We start from the raw sequence: 24483 nt of genomic DNA, 5'->3' as shown, positions 1-24483 counted from the left end.
CTGGGCTGGATAACACCGGGCTGGATCAGGGAAGGACTGCCTGAGGAAAGCGCGGCTGATCTTGAGCAAATCTTGAGCAAATGCCGCAGTGGGATTGAGTAAGCGCCGCGACACTGAACTCAAAGCCAAGGATGACCAGCTGAGGGGGTTGGACACGGTGCTCGATGCATTCTCTGTACGGGTTGCTTTAGGCGTGGTCACAGTGACCCTCTTGGTCCTGTTCTGTATCTCCTTCCACCGGACCCGCTCGCCCTATGCCGGCTGGTGGAGCCTGGCTTTGCTGGAATTCATGGTGGGCAACGCTGCGTTCCTGCTCAACGGCACGCCCCACCAGCAGTGGGCCAACCCCTTGGGCAACATCCTGGTGGTGGCGGGAGCGTTCAGCGTCTGGGCCGGTGCAAAGACCTTGAGGGACCGGAAAGCCGCACCCTGGCAGTTGGTCGTTGGGCCTGCCGTCACGGCTGTAGCCTCCTTCCTGGAGAGCCCCGCTACCAACGTGTGGTCCGGCGGCTTCGTCTATTTGGCGATGATGACTGCGGGCATAGCGCTGGCCGCTTACGACCTGTGGTTCATCAAGTCCTCGCACTCCCAGGTCCACAAAGCACTTTCCATCGCCGCGGGCCTGTTGGCCACCTACTACCTGGGCAGGTGGCTGGTCTATGCACTTGAAGGCCCAACCGGCCACCCCTTCACCACCTACTTCGGACCCGCACCATCAGCCCTCATTTCCATGGTGCTCCTGGTTACCGTGTCCTTCAGCATGACGGCACTCACCAGCGACCAGCTCATCAAGGGACTCCAGGAACGGGCCGACCGTGATCACCTGACGGGACTCCTCAACCGCGGAACCTTCCTGGACATGGCCACCACGGAGCTCAACAGACTTCAGGCCGCGGGGTCCGGCGCCGCTGTTGTCCTGGCGGATTTGGACCACTTCAAAGCAGTCAACGACGAATACGGACATGGAACAGGCGACGTTGCCCTGCAGGCCTTCGCTGAAGCGTGCGGCGCCTCGGTCAGGTCCACGGATCTCATCGGACGCTACGGCGGCGAGGAGTTCATCTTGTTCCTGCCCGGGGCCACCCAGGACCGGGCCGAGGACATCGCTACCGAAATCAGCCGCCGAATGGCAGCTACCCCGGCGCCTGCGGGTGTCGCTTTCCCCACCATCAGTTACGGAGTGACGTCGAGCATCCCGGAAGCTGCGGACTTGAAGTTCATGATCGAGGTGGCGGATGCGGCCCTTTACAGCGCCAAAGCACAAGGAAGAAACCGGATTGTTGGAGCTGACCGCCATGAGGCGGCCACTATTGCGGATGAGGCACGATCATGACCTTTAACGAACTCACCACCAGGATCCAGATCCAGCACACCCAGGAACTGTCCGCGTTCCGGCAAAACATCACCAGTGCCCCCTACATGGCGGGAACGCCCACGTCCTTGAACGCCGACCGCCGGTCAGTCCGGATGGGCCCGGTTCAGTCGGTGGAGGACGGTAACGCCAACCTGACCATCGTCGCGGACGTCGAAGGACTCGCCTGGTTCACGGCTGACAAAGGCCTTCTGGGCAGCTGCATCACGGTGTCCATCGCGGGCCACCGCCGGAACACCGGTACCCGGGTGCACCTCCCGCTGGCGGAATGTGACGCCTGGATCGAGGCCATCCTCGGCGGCTCCTGGATCACGCACGTTTACCGCGCAGGCAAGAAAGTGGAGTCCGACGGCAGGATGGACATTGCCTCGTACCGGTTGTTCCTGGATGAGCGCCGCAACCCTGTCGCCAAGCCGCAGGCTGTCGCCGATACGACGCTGCGCCGCCTGGAAGAATCGTGACCAGCACGACGCCTGACACGCCGGCACATCTGGATCCCCGGATCGGGGAACTGGAACGGCACATCCAGGCCCTGATGCAGGAACTGCACCAAGCACGCTATGAACAACGGCGGGACGCCCTCACCGACGTTCTGACAGGGCTCGGCAACCGCCAAGCCCTGGTGGACGCCTTCCATGTGGCGCAGGACGCCGCAACCAAGGGGGCCGCTCCGCCGGCGCTGCTGCTCGTGAACCTGGACGCCTTCAAGGCGCTGAAGAACTCCGCAGGCCTTGCGGCGGCGGACCAGGTCCTGGTCACCGTTGCGATGCGCATCAAGTCGGCCGTCCGGGAGGACGACGTCGTCACCCGCCTCGGCAGCGACGAATTCGCGGTGTTGTTGCCCGCCACGCCGCAAAGCCGGGCCACCGCCGTCGGCAACCGCATCCTGGCCGCACTGGAACCGAATTTCGACCTCGGGAACAACAGCGTCCGATGCGGCGCCAGCATGGGCCTGCGCATTGCGGAGCCGCGCCACCGCATCGAGGACCTGCTCCAGGAGGCCGATATCGCCGTGGAGGAATCCAAGAGCGAGGGCCGGAACAAGCTCAAGATGTTTGATCCCGCCACCCTGCATGCCCGGCAGCTCCAACGTCAGATCGTGGGAGAGCTCCGCGAGGCCATCCGTTCGGATCAGCTGGTCCTGAACTACCAGCCGATCGTGGAACTGGCTACGGGAAGGATCGAAGGTTGCGAGGCTTTGGTCCGCTGGGACCATCCCGTACACGGTTTGATCATGCCGGACCAGTTCATTCCCGTTGCCGAGGCCACCGGCCTCATCGCCGAATTGGGGCGCTGGGTCCTGCGCACCGCCGTCGGGCAGTTAAGGCACTGGCGGGACGACCCAGCCACGGCACATCACAATTTTTCCATGCGGATCAACGTCTCCGCCGCGGACCTTCAAAGCCTGGAGTTCGTGGACGATGTCAGTGAAGCCCTGGCGGAGGAAAGCCTGCCTCCGGAATCGCTGGTACTGGAGCTCACGGAGAGCGCCATCATCCAGAACAATGAGCTGGACCGATACACCCTCGCGAGCCTGCACAGGCTGGGTGTAGGACTTGAAATCGACGACTTCGGTGCCGGCTACTCGTCCATGGGCTACCTTCGGAAGCTGCCCGTGGACCGGGTGAAAGTGGACCGGCAGTTCGTGAAGGACCTCGGGAAGGACCCCTCCCAGCTGGCGTTCCTGGCGGCCATCCAGGAAGTCATCCGGTCCTGCGGGCTGGAGGGCGTGTGGGAAGGCATCGAAACCGCCGAGGAGGCGGAAGCGCTCCGCAGCATCGGCTGCGCCAGTGGCCAGGGCTATTACTTTGGCCGGCCTCTGCCCGAGGCTGAGTTTACGGCCCAACTGCAGCGGCAGACTGTCTGGCCTGCTTAAACAAAGCAACGCGGGATCACTTACAGCCCATCCCAAGGGGATTTATGGGCTGCAAGTAACCCCGCGTTGCGTTATTACTTAGCCGAAGTACTTCGGCAGGGTGGCTTCGTGCGCTTCGCGGAGAGCATCCAGCGAGAGCTCGTCCACGCCGTTGATCTCCAGCTTTCCACCGGCAGCGTCAACAACGCCGATCCGGAGGTGGGCGAAGCCGCGGGCGGTGCACATGTCCTTGAAACGGACTTCCTCGGAGCGGGGCACGGACACGATGGCACGTGCCTGGGACTCGGAGAAGAGCGCCGTGAACAGGTCCACGCCGTCGCGCTCCATGAGTTCCTCAAGGGCGATGCGTGCGCCGACGCCGTAGCGCAACGACGACTCAACCAAGGCAGCCGCGAGGCCACCTTCGGAGAGGTCGTGTGCTGCGTCAACCATGCCGTCGCGGGAAGCGTTGATCAGGATTTCGCCCAAAGCACGCTCGGCTGCGAGGTCAACCTTCGGCGGCAAGCCACCGAGGTGTCCGCGGAGGTTGGACCATTCCGAACCATCCAGCTCTGCTGCGGTGGTGCCCAGCAGGTAGATGGCCTGGCCATCTTCGCGCCAGCCCGACGGCGTGCGGCGGGCGACGTCGTCGAGCTTGCCCAAAACCGCAACCACGGGGGAGGGGTGGATCGGCGTGGTGCCGGTCTGGTTGTACAGGGAGACGTTGCCGCCCGTGACCGGGATGCCGAGCTCCATGCAGGCGTCGGACAGGCCGCGGATGGCCTCGGCGAGCTGCCACATGACGTCCGGGTCCTCAGGGGAGCCGAAGTTCAGGCAGTCGCTGACGGCCATCGGAACTGCGCCCGAGGTGGCCACGTTGCGGTAGGCCTCGGCCAGGGCGAGCTGAGCACCCTGGTACGGCTCCAGGTAGGTGTAGCGGCCGTTGGCGTCGGTGGCCAAGGCAACGCCCAGACCGGTTTCCTCGTCAACGCGGACGACGCCGGCATCATCCGGGAACGCCATGGCAGTGTTGCCGCCAACGTAGCGGTCGTACTGCTTGGTGATCCAGGACTTGCTGCACATGTTCGGCGAGGCCACCAGCTCGGTGACGGCTGCGGCCAGTTCGGTGGGAGCCGACGGACGGCCGGCGTCCTCGACGGAACCGGTGAAGGAGTTGGCCTGCACCGAGTCCTGCCACTCCGGGCGGGCGAACGGACGGTCGTAGACCGGGCCGTCGTGCGCAACGGTGCGGGGATCGACGTCGACGATTACTTCGCCTTCCCAGGTGATGATGAGGCGACCGGTGTCGGTGACCTCACCCAACCAGGAGTACTCAACGGCCCACTTGTCCATGACAGCTTCGAACGCTTCGATGTTCTCCGGGGTGACCACGGCCATCATGCGTTCCTGCGACTCGGACATGAGGATCTCGCCCGGCGTCAGCGTGGGGTCGCGCAGCAGGACGGAGGTCAGTTCGACTTCCATGCCACCGTCGCCGTTGGAGGCGAGCTCGGACGTGGCGCAGGAAATACCTGCAGCGCCGAGGTCCTGGATGCCTTCGACCAGTGAACCCTTGAAGAGTTCCAGGCAGCACTCGATGAGGACCTTCTCAGCGAAGGGGTCGCCCACCTGGACGGCCGGACGCTTGGAGGGCTTGGTGTCATCGAAGGACTCCGAAGCCAGCACCGAAGCGCCGCCAATGCCGTCGCCACCCGTGCGGGCACCGAACAGGACAACCTTGTTGCCCTTGCCGGAAGCGTTGGCCAAGCGGATGTCCTCGTGGCGCATGACGCCGACGGCCAGTGCGTTCACCAGCGGGTTGCCCTGGTAGACGGAGTCGAAGACCATCTCGCCGCCGATGTTCGGCAGGCCGAGGCAGTTGCCGTAACCGCCGATGCCGGCAACGGCACCGTGCATGACGCGCGCGGTGTCCGGGTGGTCGATCGCACCAAAGCGCAGCGGATCCATCACGGCAACCGGGCGGGCGCCCATGGAGATGATGTCGCGGACGATGCCGCCGATGCCGGTAGCGGCACCCTGGTACGGCTCAACGAACGACGGCGAGTTGTGGGACTCGATCTTGAACGTCACGGCCCAGCCGTCGCCCAGGTTGGTGACGCCGGCGTTTTCGCCGATGCCCACCAGCATGTCCTTCTTCATTTCCTCGGTGACCTTCTCGCCGAACTGGCGGAGGTGGTTCTTGGAGGATTTGTAGGAGCAATGCTCGCTCCACATGACGGAGTACATGGCCAGCTCGGCGCCCGTGGGGCGGCGGCCAAGGACCTTGACGATCTCGTCGAATTCGTTCTGCTTCAGGCCCAGCTCGGCCCACGGGAGTTCCGTGTCCGGGGTCTTGGCAGCGTGCTCAACGGTGTCGATGTTGAACTTCTTGGTGGTTTCCGTGGTCACTTGTCGCCTCCCACAATCTTGGTCAAAACGGAGGTGAAGAAGCCCAGTCCGTCGGTGTCGCGGGGTGCGCCATCAAGTGATTCCGGACCGAAGCCGGCTTCCACAGCGTGCTCGGGGTGCGGCATGAGGCCCACCACGTTGCCCGCGGCGTTGGAGATGCCCGCGATGTCGCGGCGGGAGCCGTTCGGGTTGAAACCGACGTAGCGGAACACCACACGGCCCTCAGCCTCAAGCGCATCGAGGGTCTTCTCGTCAGCGATGTACTGGCCGTCCTGGTTCTTCAACGGCACGATGATTTCCTGGCCGTCGGTGTAGTCCACGGTCCAGGCGGTGGTGGCGTTTTCCACACGCAGCGTCTGGTCCCGGCAGATGAACTTCAGGTGGTCGTTCTTGATCATGGAACCGGGGAGCAGGTGCGACTCGGTGAGGATCTGGAAACCATTGCAGATGCCCAGGACCGGAAGCTTCGCTTCCGAATTGGCAGCATCGATGATCTTGGACATCAGCGGCGCGAAGCGCGAAATGGCGCCGGCGCGAAGGTAGTCACCGTAGGAGAATCCGCCGGGGATGATGACTGCGTCAACGTCGCCGAGTTCGGAGTCTGCGTGCCAGAGGGGCACCGCAGTGGCGCCTGCGAGCCGCACTGCACGGGCGGCGTCGCGGTCGTCAAGGGTGCCGGGGAAGGTGACGACGCCAACCTTGGCGCCTGCGAGCCGGGGCTCGGCGGCGACGGCGACAGCCTCGCCAATCAGGGGGATCGACGTCATATCAGGCCTCGACGACCTCGACGTTGACAACATCCTCGATCACCGGGTTGGACAGGAGGGTCTCGGCAGCTTCGCGGGCCTGGGCCAGGATAGCGTCGGTCACCTCGCCGTCGACGGTCAGTTCAAAACGCTTGCCTTGGCGGACTGCGCTGAAGCTGTTGAAGCCGAGGCGGGGCAGTGCACCCACGATGGCCTTCCCCTGGGGGTCCAGAATCTCGGGCTTGGGCATGACGTCAACGACGATCCGGGGCATCCGGTAACTCCTGTGCGTGAGTTGGGTGAACCTTAAATAAGGCTGCCGCGGAGATGCCGTCTCACGCCGTTCAGCCGCATTCAAACAACGTGAAGAACACAAGGTTAAACACGGTTGTGAACTGCAAATGTTTGAACGGCGTGGGGGCGCTCCGCGAGCTTGCACACCTATTCTACCGGGAGCGGCGCGCATACCCTATTCAGCCGGATTTCGCGAGGACACCCCGCCGTGGCGCCTCAAAAGCCCCACCTGAAGGCTCGACGACGGCACTCGCCTGCTGTGGTTGGCGGCACTGGCAGGGGGTGGCGGACGTCACTAGGATTGCGCCATGGCTGAAAAACCGAAATCGATGGTGCTGGGCGTTGTGGCCGCAGCAGTTTTTGCTGGTTTGGGCCGGATGGTGATCCAGAAAATCATGGCCGACCGCACGGCGCGGAACAATCGGGTGACCGCTCCCTTGGACGCGGAAACGCGGGCCAAAATCAGTGACGCGTTGCGGACTCCAAGTAAGTAGGTCCTCACTTCCAAACGGCGGGTTTTCGGCGGAATGGCGCTGATTAGGGCACATACAAATGCGCTATTCACGCGGGTTAAACGCCGCAATTCCGGCGTAGTTTGGAGAGTACACGCGGGGCCCTGCCCCAGTACTATTCAGGATCCAACCAGGAGGAACAATGACCGAACACATTGCCGAAGTATCCGCCTGTAGCGTTGGCAGCTGCGGGTTCAACCACGATGGCTGCACCGCTTTTGGAATCACCATCGGTGGAACCCAGGACCATGCATCCTGCGCCACCTTCATTGACACCAATGCCATGGGCGGCCTCCCCAAGGTCCTTGCCCACGTCGGGGCCTGCCAGCGCTCCGAGTGCGTCCACAACAACAACCTCATGTGCGAGGCACACGACGTCAGGGTTGGCCCTGGCAGGGAGGCAGCTGACTGCCTGACGTACGAGCACGCCTGATCATTTCGCGAAAAGCGGGCCTGCCCTCCTCGGAGGACAGGCCCGCTTTTTGCGCAGACTACTTCTTCTTGGTTTGTTTGGCTCCCGATGATTCCTTGGGGCTGTCTGCGTCCTTGAGCTCCTGTTCGGCCACGGCCTGGATCAGGGCCAGGAGTTCGGGGTCAAGCCCTGGCGCGAACTCTTCCTTGCGCTCCGGCGAAATGGTGATCGGATAGCCGTCGGGCATGACGTCGGTGCTCAGCTCGGTGCCGTCGTTGGACGGAGACGCTCCACGGAAGAGCTTCCCGGCCTCGCTGAGGTTGTCAGCGCTGAAGGTGTACTGGATGCTTTGCAGGCCCTTGTCCAGCAGCTTCTTCACTTCCGGGAACTGCTCGGCGTTGGTCTTGGGGATGGGAAGTACCTTGCCCCAGTTCACCCCCAGGCTTTCAAGGGCCTTTGCATAGGCGTTCTCGTGCGCTTGGTCGCGCACAATCAGGTACGCGATGGTGGAACGGGCTGTTTTGTTCTCCGTCATTTCGTAAATGCGGCATTTCTGGAGCCTGCCCGTGGATTCGAGCATCAGGTTGTAGAGCAGGTCCAGCACCAGGTTGCCGCTGTTGTAGACATACGAACCACTCCAAGGGTTGCCTGCGGCGTCCACGGGCAACGCTCCTTGTGCACCCACCAGGTAGTGGTGGATGTTGCTGTGGTCCAAAGCGATGTTCAGGGGAGTGGCGCCCTTTGCTCCGGGCTCGTCCACGGGATCGGTTTTCTTGCCCTGATATCGCGGTGAGCCGTCAAGGAGCTGCGAGATGGTGGTTCCAATGAGTTCCACGTGGCTGATTTCCTCGGTGCCGATGCCCTGCAGAAGGTCCTTATAGGGCTTGGAAGCGGGGTCGCCACGGAAGTTCATGCTTTGGAACAGGTATTGCATCATGGTGCGCATCTCGCCGAATTGTCCGCCCAGACCTTCCTGGAGGGCGTTTGCTGCGGCGGGATCGGGTTCGTCAGCGGCGATTTCGTTGATGAGAAGTTGGGTGTGCAGGTACATTGCGATTCCTCACGTTGTTCATGCTGCGTCCGCGGGATGGAATCCCACTGCTGGCCACCCCGGAGTCATCACCATAAGCATGCTTACTATTTGCACGCAAGGAAATCAGGGAAAGAAATTGCGTCAGGAAGAGAGGGGGCGGTCAGCCTGCCACCTGGTTGGTCAGCGGCCTGCCTTCCCCGAGTGCCTGAATGTTGGCGGTGACCAGTTTGGCCGCACCTTTGGGCCGATTGCCTGCCACGTGGGGTGTGATGATCAGGTTCGGCGCGCTCCACAGCTTCGAGCCGGAGGGCAGGGGCTCCTCCTTGGTGACATCCAGGGCGGCGGCCCGCAGCCTGCCTTGCTGCAATGCGGCAACGAGGGCGTCTTCATCAACGGTGGCGCCGCGGCCAACGTTCACAAAGGTGGCCGTCGACGGCAGGGTTTCGAGAATCGCGTCGTTGAGGGCGTCGGTAGTTTCTGCCGTAGCGGGCAGGATGGAAATCAGGACATCGGTGGTGCGCAGGACCTCGGGCAGGTCGTCGGCCGGGACAACGGGGAAGCCGTAGCGCTCACCCCCGGAACTGGCCACACCGGTGACTTTTGCACCCAAGGCGGCCAGGAGCGGAGCCAGCCGTCCCGCGATGGAACCGAAGCCCCAAATGGTGACGTTGGCGCCGTCGAGCGTGTAGAGCTGTTCGGTGGACGGGTCGGATTGTGCTGCATTGTAGGGTGCGTTCCATGTGGAGTCCCGCTGGGATTCGAGCAGCACATCCAGCCGGCGGATGGCGGCCAGAACCAGTGCCAACGCGTGTTCGGCCACGGGGCCGTCGTGCAGTGAGCGCCCGGACGTGATGGCCACGTGGTCCGCAAAGCCGGCGGCGAGCACGGAGTCCGGCCCGGCGGCGAGGGTCTGGACGAGCTTGAGGTGCGGCATCCCGTGGGCGGCGTCGGCCAGGTTCTCCGAGGTGTTGCGCCACACGACCAGGACTTCGGCGTCCCTATGCCCGCTGGGGATGGGCTTGTCCACGGCGTAAACCACCGCCTCATTCCCTGCAGAGGTGAGGTCGTCGAGGTCCAGTTCGATGGTGTCGGGGACGAGGATTTTCACGGCAGCTCCAATGCTCACAACGGGCGGGCGGTTCGCTTTCGAGGCTACCGGTTTACTCCGCCGCCCCCCTCGCGCACTTCATCTCTGGAAATGTGACGCCGAGCACTCTATGGTTGTAGGACGTTCGACGTGGCACGTAGCACAAATGATTTCATCCGCGTCGTCCTGTCTCCTCCCGCTCGAAGCAGTTTCGAAAGGACATCGGATTTGAGATCTTCAGCATCGCCACTCGCCCGGATAGCCTCGGCCGCCGCGGTCGGCGCCATGAGCCTGGGCCTCCTGGCCGGCATCGGTCTGCCGGCAACCGCCGCGCCCATACCGCCCAACAACCCCGCCGCGGCACCGGGCACCTTCACCGAGGTCAACATCGGTGCGGATCGCACCGCCGCCAACTTCTTCTACCGGATCCCCGCTTTGACGTACTTGGGCAACAACGTGGTGCTCGCGGCCTGGGATGGACGTCCGGGCTCAGCCGCGGATGCGCCCAACCCGAACTCCATCGTGCAGCGCCGCAGCATCGACGGCGGCCGGACGTGGGGGCCCGTCACGGTCATTGCAGCCGGACACGTGGGCGATTCCAGCGGACCGAAATACGGCTACAGCGATCCCTCCTACATCCACGATGCGGAGACAGGCAAGGTGTTCGCCTTCTTTGTCTACTCCAAGGACCAAGGCTTCGGCGGCAGCCAGTTTGGCAACGACGACGCCGACCGGACAGTGATTTCTTCGGCCGTCATTGAGTCTTCGGACGGCGGTGTCACCTGGAGCCAGCCACGTCTCATTACCAACGTCACCAAGCCCGGCACCAGCAAGACCACTCCCGCAGCAGGCGATGTCCGATCCAACTTCGCGTCTTCCGGAGAAGGCATCCAACTCAAATACGGCCCGTACAAAGGCCGCCTGATCCAGCAGTACGCGGGCGATGTCCGCCAGGCCGACGGCAGCAACAAGATCCAGGCCTACAGCATCTACTCCGACGACCACGGTGCCACCTGGCACAAGGGTGCCAACGTCGGTGACCGCATGGACGAAAACAAAACCGTGGAACTCTCCGATGGACGCGTGCTCCTGAACTCGCGGGACAACGCCAACCAGGGCTACCGCAAAGTGGCCATCTCCACTGACGGCGGTGCCACGTACGGCCCGGTCACGCAGGACACGGAACTCCCGGACCCCGCCAACAACGGCGCCATCGCCAGAATGTTCCCGAACGCCGCGCAAGGCTCTGCCGACGCCAAAAAGCTCATCTTCACCAACGCCAACTCCACGACCGGCCGCGAAAACGTCTCCGCCCGCGTTTCCTGCGACGACGGCGCCACTTGGCCGGGAGTCCGCACCATCCGTTCCGGATTCTCCGCCTACTCCACCGTCACGCGCCTGGAAAGCGGGAAGTTTGGCGTGCTCTATGAGGGTAACTACACGGACAACATGCCGTTCGCGACGTTCGACGACGCCTGGCTCAACTACGTTTGTGCCCCGCTGTCAGTCCAGTCCGTGACCATGGCAGCAGGCGCTACACAGCAGGTACCCGTCACCGTCACCAACCAGGAGGCTGCCACGTTGTCCGGGGCCAGTGCCACGGTCTACACGCCCTCCGGGTGGTCCGCCACCACGGTGTCGGTTCCTTCCCTTGCGCCGGGGGCGTCGGCAACCGTTGGCGTTGCACTCACCGCACCGGCCAACGCCAGCGGCCCGCAGAATCTCAATGCAGCCTTCACGACGGCGAACGGAAGGGTCTCGCAGTCCACCTTCACCGCCACCGTGCCGGCGGCTCCGCAGGTTGGGCTGACCATCACCGGGACCGCGCCGGCCCGCGACGTCGCAGCCAACCCGTACCAGGCCGGCGACGTCCTCAGCTACTCATTGACCGTCAAGAGCACGGCCAATGTCACGGCCAACTCTGTACCCGTATCCGGGACCTTCGACTCCGGCTTCCTGCCGCCGTCTGCTCCCAACTGCCGCTTCAACAACCTGGCCGCGGGCGCCAGCTACACCTGCACTACCGCCAAGCACATGATCACGGCTGCCGACGTCGAACGCGGCTACTTTGTTCCGGAGGCCAGCTTCAGCATCACGGCCGGCACGACGCCGTCGCTCACCAAAACCGTGCCCTTCACCGGCGCTGCGGTGGCCTTGCGTGACGGACTGCTGACGGCTGACATCACCGGGGCGCGTGCCGACGGCGGACGCGACCCAGCAGCCCAGCCGTACGTTGCGGGTGAGCTGGTCCCCTACACGTTCAGCGTGAAGAACACGAGCCCGCTGGTGGAGAAGGTGGTACCAACGGCGGGCAACTTCAGCCCGTTCCTTCCCGAAGGGGCCGGAAACTGCCGCTACAGTGTGCTGCCGGCCGGGCAGGGCTACCAGTGTGCCACCCCACGCCACACCGTGACCGCTGCAGAAGCTGAGCAGGGGTTCTTCGTGCCGCAGACTACATGGGAGGTCAGTTCGGCGGGCCAGAGCACCAAATCGATCACTGTGGACGGCGGCGAGGTGGACCTGAAGGTCCGCGAACCGAAGCTTGAAGCCACCGTCTCGGCCGCGTGGGAAGACGCCGATGGCGACCGGTTCGCCAGTGCGGGCGATCCGGTGACCTACACGTATACCGTGGGCAACGCGGGGAACGTCGCGGTGACCGGATTGGAGGCGCCCGACGCCGGCATCTCTGCGGCTGCGCTCGCCGCGGGGGCCACGGTGACCGCCACCAGGGAGCATGTGCTGACGGACGCCGATGTTGCTGCCGGAACACTCAGTGCTGCGTCCTTCGCGGTCAAGGCGAGCAACGGTTCCCGTGACGTTGCCGCTGCTGCAGAAGGTGATCCACTGGTGCTGAAGGTCCAGCCTGTCCGGCCGGAGGCCAAGCCTGCGTTGGCAGTCCAGGACCTCGTCACGCCTCCCACTGACCTGGGAACCGCGGACAAGTACCGCACCGGCCAGAAGGTGGTGCTGAAAGGCCTCACGTACGGGGATTGGTACTACGTGTACTTGAACAAGACGACCTATCGCCTCGGCTGGATCTTCCCTACCACGGACGACACGGTGGAATTCATCCTTCCCCCGGACGTCAGCAACGGGAGGGACGATGTCGTGGTCCTGGACAAGGACGGCGTCCAGGTCTCCTTTGACAGGCTCCAGGTGACTCCGAAGGGGTGACCTTCCAGTGACCTTTGAGGGTCGAATCATGCGACGGGCCGCGGGAATCTCCTGCGGCCCGTTGTTTGTCCTCCCGTGACGAACCACGGGACCTGTGACAAGACAAATTTCCCAAAATGTGCTGTATGTCATATTTGGCTCTCACTAGGTACTCTGTGACTCGGCTGGTTGCGCGGCTTTGACAAGAACTGTCAAAGGTTCAACCAACTAAAAGTTGACAGGCTTGGGCGATGGAGCCTTGGCCTCCCTCAGTGAAAGGTGCAACCACTCGTGAAATCACAAGGAAAGAGCTTCGTCAGAAGCGGGGGGCTTCGAAAGGCCGCGGCACTCGCCGTGGGCTTGCCGTTGCTTCTCTCTTCGATGGCGATGCCGGCCCAGGCCGCTCCCACGCCGGAGACGCCCGGGAATGTTGCAGGCGTGGCCAAGAAGAACCTTGACCCCAGCGCCTACAAGGACGGCCGCTACATGGTGGTCCTCGCCGAGAAGCCTGCAGCAACCTACGACGGCGGCACGGCGGGACTCGCTCCCACCAAGCCTGAGGAGGGCAAAAAGCTCGACGCCGACAGCGCCGAGGTGAAGGAATACCAGTCGCACCTGCAGCAGAAGCAGCAGGAGGTCGCGAAGCAGGAAAACATCACCATCGAGCGTGACTTCACCACCGCGGTCAACGGCTTCAGCGCCAACCTGACCGCAGACCAGGCCATCAACCTCGCCAAGGATCCCAAGGTCCTCATGGTGGCACCGGATACGCAATACGCCCCGGACTACTCCACCACCGACTTCCTGAAGCTCAGCGGCCCCAACGGTACTTGGGCAACGCAGTACGGCGGCCAGGACAACGCCGGCAAGGGCACGGTCGTCGGCGTGATCGACACCGGGTACACCCCCTCCAACCCCTTTTTCGCCGGTGAGCCCGTTGGTCCGCTGGTAGGCAACCCGCAGGTCGGCGTTCCCTACCGCACCGCCGACGGCAAGATTGCCATGCTCAAAGCGGACGGCGATACCTTTATCGGTGAATGCCAGCCCGGAACCGACACCGGGGCGGACTACGACGGCAGCGCCTGCAACTCCAAGGTCCTCAGCACCCACTACTTCGCAGACGCCTTCCTCGAGACCGTTGCGCCGGAAAACCGCGCTCCGGAAGAAGTCATTTCTCCCGTTGACGTGGACAGCCACGGCACCCACACGGCCAGCACCGCGGCAGGCAACGCCAACGTCGACGCCGTCGTGGACGGCCGAAGCTTCGGTACCACCAGCGGCATCGCACCCGCCGCGAAACTCTCCGTCTATAAGGTTTGCTGGGAAGACACCGATCCTGCCACGGGTGGTTGCTACGGTTCCGCCTCCGTGGACGCGATCGAGCAGGCCATCCTGGACGGGGTGGACGTCCTGAACTACTCCATCTCAGGTTCCACCACGACCACCACGGATCCCGTTTCGCTGGCCTTCCTTTCGGCAGCATCGGCCGGCATCTTCGTGGCCACCTCGGCCGGCAACTCCGGACCGACCGCCAGCACCGTCAACCACGGGGCACCCTGGCTGACGACGGTTGCCGCGACCTCGTTCTCGCAGGAACTCCAAGGCACCGTTGAATTCTCCGATGGCAGCAAGTACCGCGGAGCGTCCATCATGAACCGCGAGGTGAGCGGGGCCGGCGTCGTGCTGTCCACCAACGCCGCAAGCGGTGAAGGCAACGCGGCACTCTGTGCTCCGGGCTCCTTGGACCCGGCCAAGGTGGCCGGCAAGGTTGTTGTCTGCGACCGAGGTGTGGTTGACCGCACCGCCAAGAGCGCCGAGGTCCTGCGCGGCGGCGGCGTCGGCATGATCCTGGTGAACCTGACGGACTCCTCGCTGGACACTGACAAGCACGTCATTCCTACGGTCCACGTGAACCCGCCTGCCACCCAGGCCATTACGGACAAGGTCACGGCCAACCCGGCCATCACCGTGTCCCTGCTGAACCGCGACACCACGGGCCTGCCCGCGGAAGCACAGCCGCAGATCGCCGGATTCTCCTCGCGCGGTCCGCTGCTCGCCACGGACTCGGACCTGCTGAAGCCTGACGTATCGGCTCCCGGCGTCGCCATCCTCGCCGGTGTGTCACCGATCGGAACCGGTGGGGACAACTTCGGCTTCCTGTCCGGAACGTCCATGGCCTCACCGCACGTTGCCGGTTTCGGCGCCCTGATCCTGGGCAAGAACCCGCAGTGGTCCCCGGCCACCGTGAAGTCCGCCATGATGACCACTGCCGGTCCGGTCAAGCTGGCCAACGGCGCTGTCAACAAGGACGTCTTCGCAACGGGTGCCGGACAGGTTGATCCGGCCAAGGTCCTCTCACCGGGCCTCGTCTACGACGCCACCACCGAGGACTACCTCAAGTTCATCCAGGGCACGGGCATGGACCTGGGCATTGAAGGGCTCGGCACCACGGCACCCCGTGACATGAACGTTCCGTCCTTCGCCCTCGGCAACCTTGCCGGGAAGATCGAAGTCACGCGTACGCTCACGGCGCTGACGGCGGGTACGTACCGTGCCACGGTCAACGTTCCCGGTGTCAACGTCAAGGTGACGCCGTCTGTACTGACGTTCGGCGCACCGGGCGAGAAAAAGACGTTCAAGGTCCAGTTCGAAAACAAGAACGCCGAACTGGGCAAGTTCGCCATGGGCTCGCTGAGCTGGCAGGGCGCCAACAAGACTGTCACCTCTCCGATCGCCGTCCGGCCGCAGTCCGTCATCGCGGACAAGGCCCTGGCCTTCACGGGAACAGGCCCCAACGGCTCCGCCACCATCAACATCACCTCCGGAACCAACCTGCCGGTCGGGGTCACGGTCGATGGCCTGTCCAAGGCTGATTCCTCCGCTGTTGAGCTGGTCCCCGGCCCGTTCGCGGGCGAGACCAATGCCTCCAACTACGTGAAGAAGGTGACCGTCGGCGAGGGCAGTGCCCTGGCGAAGTTCTCGGTCATTTCCTCCAACGAGGCGGCGGACTTCGACATGCTGGTGCTCACCCCCTCCGGTCAGCAATTGCCGGCCGCAACGGCATCCGCCAGCGAGACCCTGTCCGTCCCCAACCCGGCACCCGGCGACTACTATGTCTTCGCCAACCTCTACGCAAGCCCCAACAACCAGGCCACCAAGGCCACCGTTGATGCGGCAGTGCTCGGTGCCAACCAGGGCAACGCCACTGTGACGCCGAACCCGATCCGCCTCGCCAATGGCAAGACGGGCCAGATTTCGCTGAACTGGAAGAACCTGACCCCGGGTTCCTACATCGGCCGCCTGACCTTTGCGGGTACCAGCGAGCCGAGCTTCGTCACCGTCCTGGTCAACCCGGGCGGCACCGTAGTGGTCCCGGACGAGGAAGACCCGAAGAAGGACAAGAAGGACAAGAAGCCCCGCGGCAAGATCCGCGCCGACGAGCCGACGCAGAGCAACAACGCAGGCTAGTGCTTCCTTGAATCAGTAACTGAAGTGGCCGGTGGGGTTTCCCACCGGCCACTTTGGCGTTCCGCTTCCATCGACGTCCACGACGCCGACGTCGCTGGAGACGGCCTTACACAGCGCCCGTGGAGCCTCCAGTGTTCCCCAGCAGCGCGGCCAGGGTCTTCCAGCGGGCGATCTCGCAACCATCGGTCCGGCTGAACTGGCTGTGCACTTTTCGTCCACGGAACCAGCCCGTCACCACTGCCACTTGCGGGCCGCCGTATTGCTGGGTGCAGATCCGGTCCGGCCTCGGTTCGGGAAAGAAGATCTCCTCGCCAAACTGCTCGACGGCGGCCAGCGCGGCAGGTGCGTCCGGCAGGTTCGAATCAAGCGAGTCAGGGTCAGGCGACATGATGCCCGCGGCGGACCGGAGGTGGAACTCGTGGCTCTCAGCGCCAGGTGCCTCCGTCAGCGTCACTGTGAGGTCGACGTCGTACGTGTTCTTGTCCGGCTGGCTCGTGTCTGGGGAAACCATGGTGACCTTTCGCTGGTGGCGGGGGTGATCAGGCAGCCAAGCCGCTCAGCTCATCCAAGAGCGGACCAACTGCCTGGAGCACGCGGGCCCGCAACTCCTGGGATTCGGCCGCAAAGGCCCGCTGGTATTCAACGTACTCGGCCTTGCCCTGTGGTGTCTCGATCCTGATGGGCGGGTAGCCCCATTCTTCGAGATCATACGGAGAAGCCTTCATGTCCATGGCGCGGATCCGCCACGAGAGCTCGAAGCAGTCCATGACCAGCTCGCTGGGCAGCGCCGGCGTCAGTTTGTAAGCCCACTTGTAGAGGTCCATGTTGGCGTGCAGGCAGCCCGGCTGCTCCATAGTCCGTTGATTTTCGCGGGTGGGGGCGAGCTCGTTCAGTGGAATGGCGTCCGGAGTGTAGAAACGGAACGCATCGAAGTGGGAACAGCGGATACGGTTTTCTTCCACCACGGTGTCCGTGCCCTCGCCGCCGAGCCTGAGCTTCAGGTATTCGTGCCGCAGTTCGAACTTCTCCTGCCGGTACACCATGGCCCACTCGTGCAGGCCGAAGCACCCGAACTGGGCGGGCCGCTTCGCCGTGCCCGCGAGGATGATGCCCGCGAAGCGGACGGCTTCGGCGCGGTCGGCCAGGAAGCCGCTGCGATCAAAGGTGACTGCCGGCGTTCCCGCAGGCAACCCAAGCAAGGCGAGGTCGGCGTCGTCGAGTGTTCGGTAAAACTTCCACGAAGAACGCTCAAGGGCGCGGGGACCGCTGAGGACCGTTCCGTCGCCGGGATGCCAACGCAACAACTGGCCGGGCTTCTGCGTGTAGTAAGTGAACAGGAAGTCCTCAACGGGGTGCTTCTTCCCGGCCGAACGCCTGGCCAGGTAGGGGTCCGCGTAGCGGGCCGCCCGGGCGTGATGGGCTGCCTCCAGCCCGAGCCATTGCTCCTGGGGGAGGTGCTGCAGCCTAGAGGCCGCCATCTGATCCGAGGACACTCTTCGCGGCGTCCCACAGCGCGATCTGGCAGCCGTCCGTTCGACTGAAGGCCGCCATGACTTCCTTGCCATCCACGGCCCCGGTCACCTTGGCAGTAGCCGGACCGCCGTATTGCATCGTGCAGGCCTGGTCCGTCTTGGTCGGGGCCGGGCTCAGGATGGCGGGGCTGTTCTTGAGGGTGGTGCATGCTTCCGCAGCCGACGGGTGCTTGCTTTCGGCGGCCGGCACGCCGTCCGTGCAGACAAGGGTGAAGGTCTGGGGTGCCGCTTCCGGGGATTCAACCAGCGTGATGGAGAGTTCGGCGTGGCCCGCCGCGGACGTGGCGGAGCCGCTTGGCGTTGGGGTGCTGCTGCTGGAAGGCGCCGACGACGACGGTGCCTGGCTTGCGCTTCCCGTGGAACCCGGAGTTGGGGTACCTGAGCATGCGGCGAGCCCGGCGAGGGCCAGTACTGCCACTAACGGCCGAACGTATCGCATGCGCATGGAATCTCCTAGGTTGCGTCCATTTTACGCGTCACGTGCGGTGCCCGCGTCTTTGGTCATTGCGTTGTTCGCTTCCAAGGAGATCATCGGGGCCGGGTCCTTGGCTAGGGGGCGTTGTTCCGCTGGGTTGCCACGATCAGGCCCGTCATGGCCTGGTGCAGTTCGGCCACTTCTTCCCGGCTGAGTTGGAGGCGCTCGCGGATTGCGCCCGGGACGGCCGTAGCTTGTTCGCGGAGGGCCGCGCCTTTTTCCGTCAGTGTGATGGCCAGGGCGCGTTCGTTGCCGGGCACGCGTTCGCGGGTGATGAGCTCAGCTTCTTCGAGGCGCTTCAGCAGCGGGGAGAGGGTGGCGGGGTCGTGGAGGAGGCTGTCGCTGATGTCCTTCAACGTCCGCGGGCTCCGTTCCCAGAGGGCCAGCATCACCAGGTATTGGGGATGTGTCAGTCCGAGCTTTTCCAGCACGGGCTTGTAAACGCCCACTACGCTGCGGGACGCCACCGTGAGGGCGAAGCAAAGCTGGCGCTCCAGCAGGAGGTCGTCGGTGTCCTGGGTGGACTCGTCGATGGCCGTCATGGCTGCCTCCTGTGCTGGCTGTGTCCAACCCATCAGCTCACGCCGATCGATTAGTTAGTGTACTAATGATTAGCGTACTATGGACTCATTGGAACCGTCTAAAAAGGAGTCGATCCGCGTGGCAAAGGAATCCCTCACCCGGAAGTTCATGCGCGCCACAGGGAAATTCAGGGTCATTTTCGGTCCCGCGCACAGCAGTTCCCTCGACCATGAAATGACCGAAGCCAACCGGAAGCTGCTCGCCCAGCGCCAAGCCGAGACCCAGCAGTGGGAAACCCTCCGCCGGCCCGACGGCAGCACCTACGTGGTGCCTCGCAATCCGGACGACAAGTCGCTGCGGTAGCCACTCATACCCGCAGGGTTGGGGGCATCGACCCGGAGCCTTTTGCGGCTGCCGGGCGTAAAATGGCCTCACTGAACGGCATGCACTGGCCTGCCGCTCTTTCTCTCCCGAAAGAAGGGGGGTGGAAGGACATGGGACGCAGGTTGGAGGGATTCCAGCATGTGACCGAGCGGCTGCAGTCTGTTTTTGGACCGGCAACCCACGGCGATGCGGACAGCCCTGTGGTACACAAGCATGACGACTTCGAGACAGCCTCCGAAGCCGATCTGAAGAATTTCGACATCGAGACGGACTCCGAGGGGCATCACTACGCGGTCCGGAACAATGATCCGGGAGCGACCTCCACTGACTACAGCGTGTGAGGGCCGCGTCCTTGACCCTGGCTCGCTTCACGTGGGACTGTTGAGCAACTAATCAGCCTACTTATTATGTGAAGTGCGCGGTTATTTCCGGGGAAAGAGGCCTTCAAATGAGTTTCCAGGACGATGCAGCAGGGGTTCCCGCCGGGACTCCCCGTCAGGACCGGACTGCCCCGCCCCGGGCGGCGACGTCGTCCAGGCCCACCCGCACTGCTGCCCTGTGGGTGGCTGTGGCGGTCGGCTTGGTGGTTCTTGTCATGCTGATCGTGTTCTTCGTCCAGAACCAGGACATGATCACGGTCCGCTTCTTCGGGCTGCAAGGGACCCTTGCGCTTGGCACCACACTCTTCATTGCCGCTGTAGGTGGCGGCGTGCTGGTTGCCCTCGCTGGAGGTGCGAGAATTCTCCAGCTCAGAATCGCCGGCCATCGGCGGAAGAAGACCGTGGGCGGGCCGGGAGCGGCGCCCTAGCAACTGTTAACTGCGGAAGGACCGGAGCGCTTGCTCCGGTCCTTCCGCAATTTAATCCCGACGGCGGCACTCCCTGACGACGTTCAGTCCGCCGGGGTGGTGGGTCGTCTTAGCCTTCGCAGTCAGTGCAGTAGGCAACGCCATCTTTTTCGCGGGCAATCTGCGAACGGTGGCGGACCAGGAAACAAGAGTTGCACGTGAACTCGTCGTTTGCCTGCGGAATGACCTGGATGACCAGTTCTTCAGCGACGATTTCGCCGCCGGGGCCGTTGGCGTCAAGGCCATCGGTTTCGTCCAGTTCCAGCACGACGCTCTTGGCCGTGGGGGCGCTGGCGGATTGCAGAGCCTGGAGGGACTGCTCCTGGTTCTCTTTTACATCAGTACGGAGTTCGTCGTAATCGGCTGCCACTTTTAATGCCTCTTCGTGTTAGGGGGTTACCGGGTATGCAACGTACAGCATGCCACGAAAATTCCATACCATACCCCAGTTCTACCGCTTGTGGCGAAAACCACGTGGGTGGCAGCCAAAAAAAGCCGCCACCCTGGTCATTTCGCGCCCGTATTACCGGAGCTCGATGTCCAACGACTGGAATTGGTCGGCCGCGTGGCGACCAACCAGCAGACGGAACGTGCCCTGCTCAAACTGCCACCCGGCGTCGTAATGTGCAAATGCCTTGGCCGGGATACGGATCTCCACGCTCTCAGTCCCGGCCGGGGCGAGATGCGTTCCGGCGTAGCCGGCGAGCCAGCGGACCGGGCGCTCCACGGCAGATCCGGGGCGTTCCAGGTAAACCTGCACCACTTCGCGCCCGGTGCGTGGGCCCGTGTTTTTGACAGGTACGTGCACCACGACATCGTTCCCGGCGGTGGCCACCTGGGGTGCGTGTGCCGTCCCCAGCTCAAAGGTGGTGTAACCAAGCCCATAGCCGAACGGCAGGGCAGGGGCTGCGCCGCCTTCGGCTTCCTGCCTGAGCCACGCCCGGTATCCGATGTGGATGCCTTCTGCATAGACCACCTTGCCGTCAACGGGCGTGGTGTTGAGGACGGGGACATCCTCCAACGCTGCGGGCCAGGTGGTGGGAAGGCGTCCGCCCGGCTCTTCGGCGCCCACCAGGATGTCCGCGATGGCGTTGCCGAACTCCTGGCCGCCGAACCAGCCCAGCAGTACGGCGTCCACTTTGTCGAGCCACGGCATCAGCACCGGTGAGCCGGAGTTCACCACCACCACCGTGCGCTGGTTGGCCGCGGCCACAGCTTCCACCAGTTGGTTCTGATACCCCGGAAGGTCCAGGTCTTTGCGGTCGAAACCCTCGGACTCGATGGCAGCATTGGTGCCCACCACCACGACGGCAACGTCCGAAGCCCGGGCAACTTCCACAGCCGCGTCAATCTCGGCCTGGGGATCCGCGACCACCGTTTCCTCGCCCAGGAGGATGGCGGTGAAGGGGATGGCCTGCTCCTTGGGCAGCTGGTACTCGGCCTCGATACGGACCGCTTGGCCGGCCGCGGTTTCAATGGCGTGGACAGTCTTGGGCGGGTCGAACAGGGCAGCCCCGAGGACCTCGGTATCGTCCTCAAGTTCACCGTTGAAGACTTCCGTGCCGTCCAGGACGAAGCGGATCGAACCCACGGTCCCAACGCCCAGGTGGTGGACGCCTGCTGTTTCGGCAGTCCAGTCCGCTTCCATGCGGATGGAGGCGGCGCCGTCGGGAATTCCAACTCCGAACCAAATCAGGTGCGAGGCCAAGCGGTCTTCGCCGGAAATCTCCGTGCCGTCGTCGGCCAGGAAGGTGACCCGGATGCCGGGCACGTTGGAGACGGGGTTGTGCAGGGAAGTGCGGGGGAAGGCCTGGATGCCCTCGGCCACCTTGGCGCCGCGCGCATAGGTGACGGTGACGTCGTCGGGCAGAGCTTTCCGCAGCCCTTCCAGCGGCGAGACCGTGTACCTGGGCATGACCGTGGCGCTGCCGCCGCCCTGGGTCCGCGCTTCGTCGGCGTTATGGCCGATCACGGCGACGCTGCCGAGCGCCTTGGCGTCCAGGGGGAGGAGGCCCTTGTTACGGACCAGTACCGCACCGCGGACGGCAACTTCACGCGCGACGGCGGCCCCGTCCAGTTGCGCGGGAAGCTGGGTGACTGCGGATGTGAAGCCTTCGAGTGAGCCCACCCTGGCTGCCAGGCGCAGGATGCGGGTGACCTTCTCCAGGATGGCTTCGCGGCTGACCCGGCCATCGTTGACGGCGGCGATGAGCCTGGGTCCCCAGTGGCCTGCAGGTCCCGGCATCTCCAGGTCCTGGTGGGCGTTGGCGGCGTCGATGGAACGGACGCCGGTCCAGTCGGATACGACGACGCCGTCAAAGCCCCATTCGGTGGACAGCGGGGTTTCGAGCAGCTTGTTTTCGCTCGCCGTGGTGCCGTTGATCGAGTTGTAAGAGCTCATCACCAGCCAGGCGCGGGCTTCGGTGATGGCGTCTTCAAAGGCTGCCAGGTAGAGCTCGCGGAGCGGCCGTTCGTCCACGACCGAGTCGGCGGTGAAGCGTTCAGTTTCGGCCTCGTTGGCCAGGTAGTGCTTCGGAGTGGCGCCGACCCCCATGGACTGCACGCCCGCTACGTACCCGGCGGCCATGGTGGCCGTGAGCCGCGGGTCCTCACTCATGCACTCGAAGTGGCGGCCACCCAGTGGTGAGCGGTGCAGGTTGATGGTGGGGCCCAGGACGGCGTGGACGCCCTTGCGGCGGGCTTCCTGGCCCAGGACCTGGCCGTAGCGGTGGGCAGTTTCGACGCTCCATGTCGCGGACAAAGCCGACGACGACGGCAAGGAGACTGAGTCGTGACGCTCATCGAAATCTTCGCCGCGGACGCCTGCCGGCCCGTCGGACATGACGACGCGGGACAGTCCGATCTCCGGGATGGCGTGGGTGGACCACACGTCCGCGCCGGTCAGCAGCTGCACCTGCTGCTCGAGGGTCAGGCTCCGGGCCAGTTCGAGGATTCTGGCCTCCGCATCCTGTGTTCCTGCCTGTGGTGCCGTGACAGCTGCCGGGAGGGTGGGATTCATTTACTTGACTCCTTTGATACGTGTGACGAGGAGGGCGCCGATGATGCCGACTACCGCACCACCGAGGAACAAGGCCGGGTAACCACCAAAGGCGATCACCGGAAAGGCAATGGCAGGCACCAGGGACTGGGGGAGGGCCTGTGCGATGTTGAAGACACCGAAGGTTTTGGCATTCTCCGACTGGTCTTTCGGCAGCAGGTCCGTGATGAGGGCGACGTCCACGGCGCTGAAGATGCCAAGGCCCAAACCGAGGATGCCCTGGCCTGCCAAAACCTGGCCGGTGCCCGTGCTGGTGGCGATGACGATCAGGCCGGCCATCATGATCAGCGCGGACATGATCACCATGCTCTTGCGCTTGCCAAGGCGGTCGCTGATCCAGCCACCGGCGAGGCTGGTGATGACCGTACCGGCGGAGCTCACCAGGGTTGCCTGGAACACCAGGCTGGTCACCTGTGTTTCGGCTACGTGGAGGTGGTCGGTGAAGAAGTACGGCAGGTAGAGCAGGCCCGCGCAGTATCCGACGTAGACCATGAATTTGGTCAGCCAAGCCCAGCCCAGGCCCGGGAAGGTCTTGGGGTTGAAGTAGAACGAGCCCAGAATTTCCTTGACGTTCAGGGGTGCCGGCTTCTCGGTGAGGACACGGTCTTTGAAGGTGAAGGCGAAGGCGATGGCTACCGCCGTTCCCACGATGCCGGGGACGACAGCCATCTGGAGGGCGTTGTCGAACAGCTGGGCGAAGAAGGCTGCCGACACGAGTCCGATGGGCAGCGTCATGCCGATCAGGCCGGAAAGGCGCCCGCGCTCTGAGGGGCCAGCCTGGTCAGGGAGCGTGGCTACGAGGGCTGCCAGCGCAGCGTTGAAGCCCAGCTGTGCTACAATCCAGGCAATCAGGACGGTACCGACGTTCGTGCCTGATCCCAGCAGGAACAGAGCGGCCAGGCCGACCAGGGAGCCGCCAACGATCCAGGGCTTGCGCATCCCAAAGCGGGAGGTGGTGCGGTCGCTCAGGCGGCCGAAGAACGGGTTCGCCAGGAGGGCAACGGCCGCTCCCACTCCTGCGACGAGGCTGAGGGCGCCCGCGCGGGTGTCCGGGGTGGTGATCTCCGAAACCTTGATGGCGAGGACTACCAGGGCTGGGGCGAGGACTGCCATCCACAAGCCTGCGCTCGCGATCGGCATGCCGATGACGTAGGCGCGCGAAGCTGCCCGGGGCGCTTCGGGACTGGAACCGGTATTGGCGGCCGGAGCCTGTTGGGTGAAATCGAGGGCCACATTGCCTCCTGTGAACTGGTGACCCACCGTTGGGTCGATGGAAAAACTGTAACGCTAAAAATCGAGTGTGACTAGGTTTTTGATGAATAAG

At 64.0% G+C, this 24483-nt stretch carries 22 protein-coding genes; 10 read left to right on the top strand and 12 right to left on the bottom strand.

The genetic code is table 11. The annotated features are described in order from the left end of the window. The first annotated feature begins 148 nt into the window (after positions 1–148). Genes QF015_RS14430 through QF015_RS14420 form a run of 3 tightly spaced genes read left to right on the top strand, consistent with a single transcriptional unit; the run spans position 149 to position 3248 of the window. Positions 149–1333, top strand: a complete 1185-nt coding sequence (locus QF015_RS14430) for a GGDEF domain-containing protein (protein ID WP_310204034.1) — start codon at positions 149–151, stop codon at positions 1331–1333. Further along, on the top strand, positions 1330–1833 hold the full coding sequence (locus QF015_RS14425; protein ID WP_310202950.1) for a hypothetical protein: 504 nt from the start codon (positions 1330–1332) through the stop codon (positions 1831–1833). Before QF015_RS14430 ends, QF015_RS14425 begins: the two co-directional genes overlap by 4 nt. Continuing rightward, positions 1830–3248 (top strand): putative bifunctional diguanylate cyclase/phosphodiesterase, encoded by a 1419-nt coding sequence (locus QF015_RS14420; protein ID WP_429389800.1) that lies wholly within the window; start codon positions 1830–1832, stop codon positions 3246–3248. Before QF015_RS14425 ends, QF015_RS14420 begins: the two co-directional genes overlap by 4 nt. A 78-nt stretch (positions 3249–3326) precedes the next feature. Here QF015_RS14420 and purL read toward each other — a convergent pair whose 3' ends face one another. From purL to purS, 3 genes are read right to left on the bottom strand one after another with little or no spacing between them, the layout of a single operon-like run. Beyond that, on the bottom strand, positions 3327–5636 hold the full coding sequence (gene purL / locus QF015_RS14415; RefSeq protein ID WP_144650107.1) for a phosphoribosylformylglycinamidine synthase subunit PurL: 2310 nt from the start codon (positions 5634–5636) through the stop codon (positions 3327–3329). Beyond that, complete coding sequence (gene purQ / locus QF015_RS14410; protein WP_310202943.1) at positions 5633–6403, bottom strand: phosphoribosylformylglycinamidine synthase subunit PurQ; 771 nt, start codon at positions 6401–6403, stop codon at positions 5633–5635. Before purQ ends, purL begins: the two co-directional genes overlap by 4 nt. A gap of 1 nt (position 6404) precedes the next feature. After that, complete coding sequence (gene purS, locus QF015_RS14405) at positions 6405–6656, bottom strand: phosphoribosylformylglycinamidine synthase subunit PurS (protein ID WP_011773385.1); 252 nt, start codon at positions 6654–6656, stop codon at positions 6405–6407. A 328-nt stretch (positions 6657–6984) separates the two neighbouring features. Between purS and QF015_RS14400 the strand changes: the two genes are divergently transcribed. Together QF015_RS14400 and QF015_RS14395 are read left to right on the top strand one after the other, a co-directional pair. Then, the gene (locus QF015_RS14400; protein ID WP_310202941.1) at positions 6985–7170 is read left to right on the top strand and encodes a hypothetical protein; all 186 of its coding nucleotides are present in this window, start codon (positions 6985–6987) and stop codon (positions 7168–7170) included. Between the two features lie 160 nt (positions 7171–7330). Beyond that, entirely contained in the window at positions 7331–7621 is a 291-nt protein-coding gene (locus QF015_RS14395) for a DUF1540 domain-containing protein (protein ID WP_211713976.1), read from the top strand. A gap of 58 nt (positions 7622–7679) precedes the next feature. On the opposite strand, the gene QF015_RS14390 is transcribed toward QF015_RS14395, so the two are convergent. After that, positions 7680–8651 carry a manganese catalase family protein gene (locus QF015_RS14390; RefSeq protein ID WP_310202939.1) on the bottom strand — a complete coding sequence of 324 codons (972 nt, stop codon included), beginning with the start codon at positions 8649–8651 and terminating at the stop codon, positions 7680–7682. Positions 8652–8793: 142 nt separating this feature from the next. Then, positions 8794–9741 carry an NAD(P)-dependent oxidoreductase gene (locus QF015_RS14385; RefSeq protein WP_429389796.1) on the bottom strand — a complete coding sequence of 316 codons (948 nt, stop codon included), beginning with the start codon at positions 9739–9741 and terminating at the stop codon, positions 8794–8796. 264 nt (positions 9742–10005) lie between these two features. Between QF015_RS14385 and QF015_RS14380 the strand changes: the two genes are divergently transcribed. After that, positions 10006–12894, top strand: coding sequence for an exo-alpha-sialidase (locus QF015_RS14380; protein WP_429389855.1), 2889 nt, complete (start codon positions 10006–10008; stop codon positions 12892–12894). A gap of 270 nt (positions 12895–13164) precedes the next feature. After that, positions 13165–16341: a S8 family serine peptidase gene (locus QF015_RS14375; RefSeq protein WP_429389794.1), complete on the top strand. Its 3177-nt coding sequence runs from the start codon at positions 13165–13167 to the stop codon at positions 16339–16341. 106 nt (positions 16342–16447) lie between these two features. Here the strand turns inward: QF015_RS14375 and QF015_RS14370 are convergent, their stop codons facing one another. From QF015_RS14370 to QF015_RS14355, 4 genes are all read right to left on the bottom strand, one after another. Then, entirely contained in the window at positions 16448–16852 is a 405-nt protein-coding gene (locus QF015_RS14370; protein WP_310202936.1) for a serine protease inhibitor, read from the bottom strand. A 28-nt stretch (positions 16853–16880) separates the two neighbouring features. Next, on the bottom strand, positions 16881–17819 hold the full coding sequence (locus QF015_RS14365) for a 3-methyladenine DNA glycosylase (protein ID WP_429389792.1): 939 nt from the start codon (positions 17817–17819) through the stop codon (positions 16881–16883). After that, entirely contained in the window at positions 17806–18318 is a 513-nt protein-coding gene (locus tag QF015_RS14360) for an SSI family serine proteinase inhibitor (protein ID WP_429389790.1), read from the bottom strand. Before QF015_RS14360 ends, QF015_RS14365 begins: the two co-directional genes overlap by 14 nt. Before the next feature lie 104 nt (positions 18319–18422). Beyond that, positions 18423–18890: a MarR family winged helix-turn-helix transcriptional regulator gene (locus tag QF015_RS14355; RefSeq protein ID WP_429389788.1), complete on the bottom strand. Its 468-nt coding sequence runs from the start codon at positions 18888–18890 to the stop codon at positions 18423–18425. A gap of 118 nt (positions 18891–19008) precedes the next feature. Between QF015_RS14355 and QF015_RS14350 the strand changes: the two genes are divergently transcribed. From QF015_RS14350 to QF015_RS14340, 3 genes are all read left to right on the top strand, one after another. Next, a complete protein-coding gene (locus QF015_RS14350; protein WP_310202928.1) occupies positions 19009–19233 on the top strand; it encodes a hypothetical protein in 225 nt (74 codons plus the stop codon). A 131-nt stretch (positions 19234–19364) separates the two neighbouring features. Continuing rightward, the gene (locus QF015_RS14345; RefSeq protein ID WP_310202926.1) at positions 19365–19595 is read left to right on the top strand and encodes a hypothetical protein; all 231 of its coding nucleotides are present in this window, start codon (positions 19365–19367) and stop codon (positions 19593–19595) included. Between the two features lie 107 nt (positions 19596–19702). Further along, positions 19703–20062 carry a LapA family protein gene (locus QF015_RS14340; protein WP_429389785.1) on the top strand — a complete coding sequence of 120 codons (360 nt, stop codon included), beginning with the start codon at positions 19703–19705 and terminating at the stop codon, positions 20060–20062. 109 nt (positions 20063–20171) lie between these two features. Here the strand turns inward: QF015_RS14340 and QF015_RS14335 are convergent, their stop codons facing one another. The 3 genes from QF015_RS14335 to QF015_RS14325 form a co-directional block, all read right to left on the bottom strand. Next, on the bottom strand, positions 20172–20471 hold the full coding sequence (locus QF015_RS14335; protein ID WP_018778105.1) for a DUF4193 domain-containing protein: 300 nt from the start codon (positions 20469–20471) through the stop codon (positions 20172–20174). Positions 20472–20624: 153 nt separating this feature from the next. Next, entirely contained in the window at positions 20625–23120 is a 2496-nt protein-coding gene (locus QF015_RS14330; protein ID WP_310202920.1) for a beta-glucosidase family protein, read from the bottom strand. Further along, entirely contained in the window at positions 23121–24392 is a 1272-nt protein-coding gene (locus tag QF015_RS14325; RefSeq protein WP_429389782.1) for an MFS transporter, read from the bottom strand. Between the last annotated feature and the right edge of the window lie 91 nt (positions 24393–24483).

This window comes from Paenarthrobacter sp. TE4293 (genome assembly GCF_050435325.1).
Classification (GTDB): Bacteria; Actinomycetota; Actinomycetes; order Actinomycetales; family Micrococcaceae; genus Arthrobacter; species Arthrobacter nitroguajacolicus_C.
Note: the sequence above shows the minus strand (reverse complement) of the source record. Positions and strands in the feature narration are given on the sequence as shown.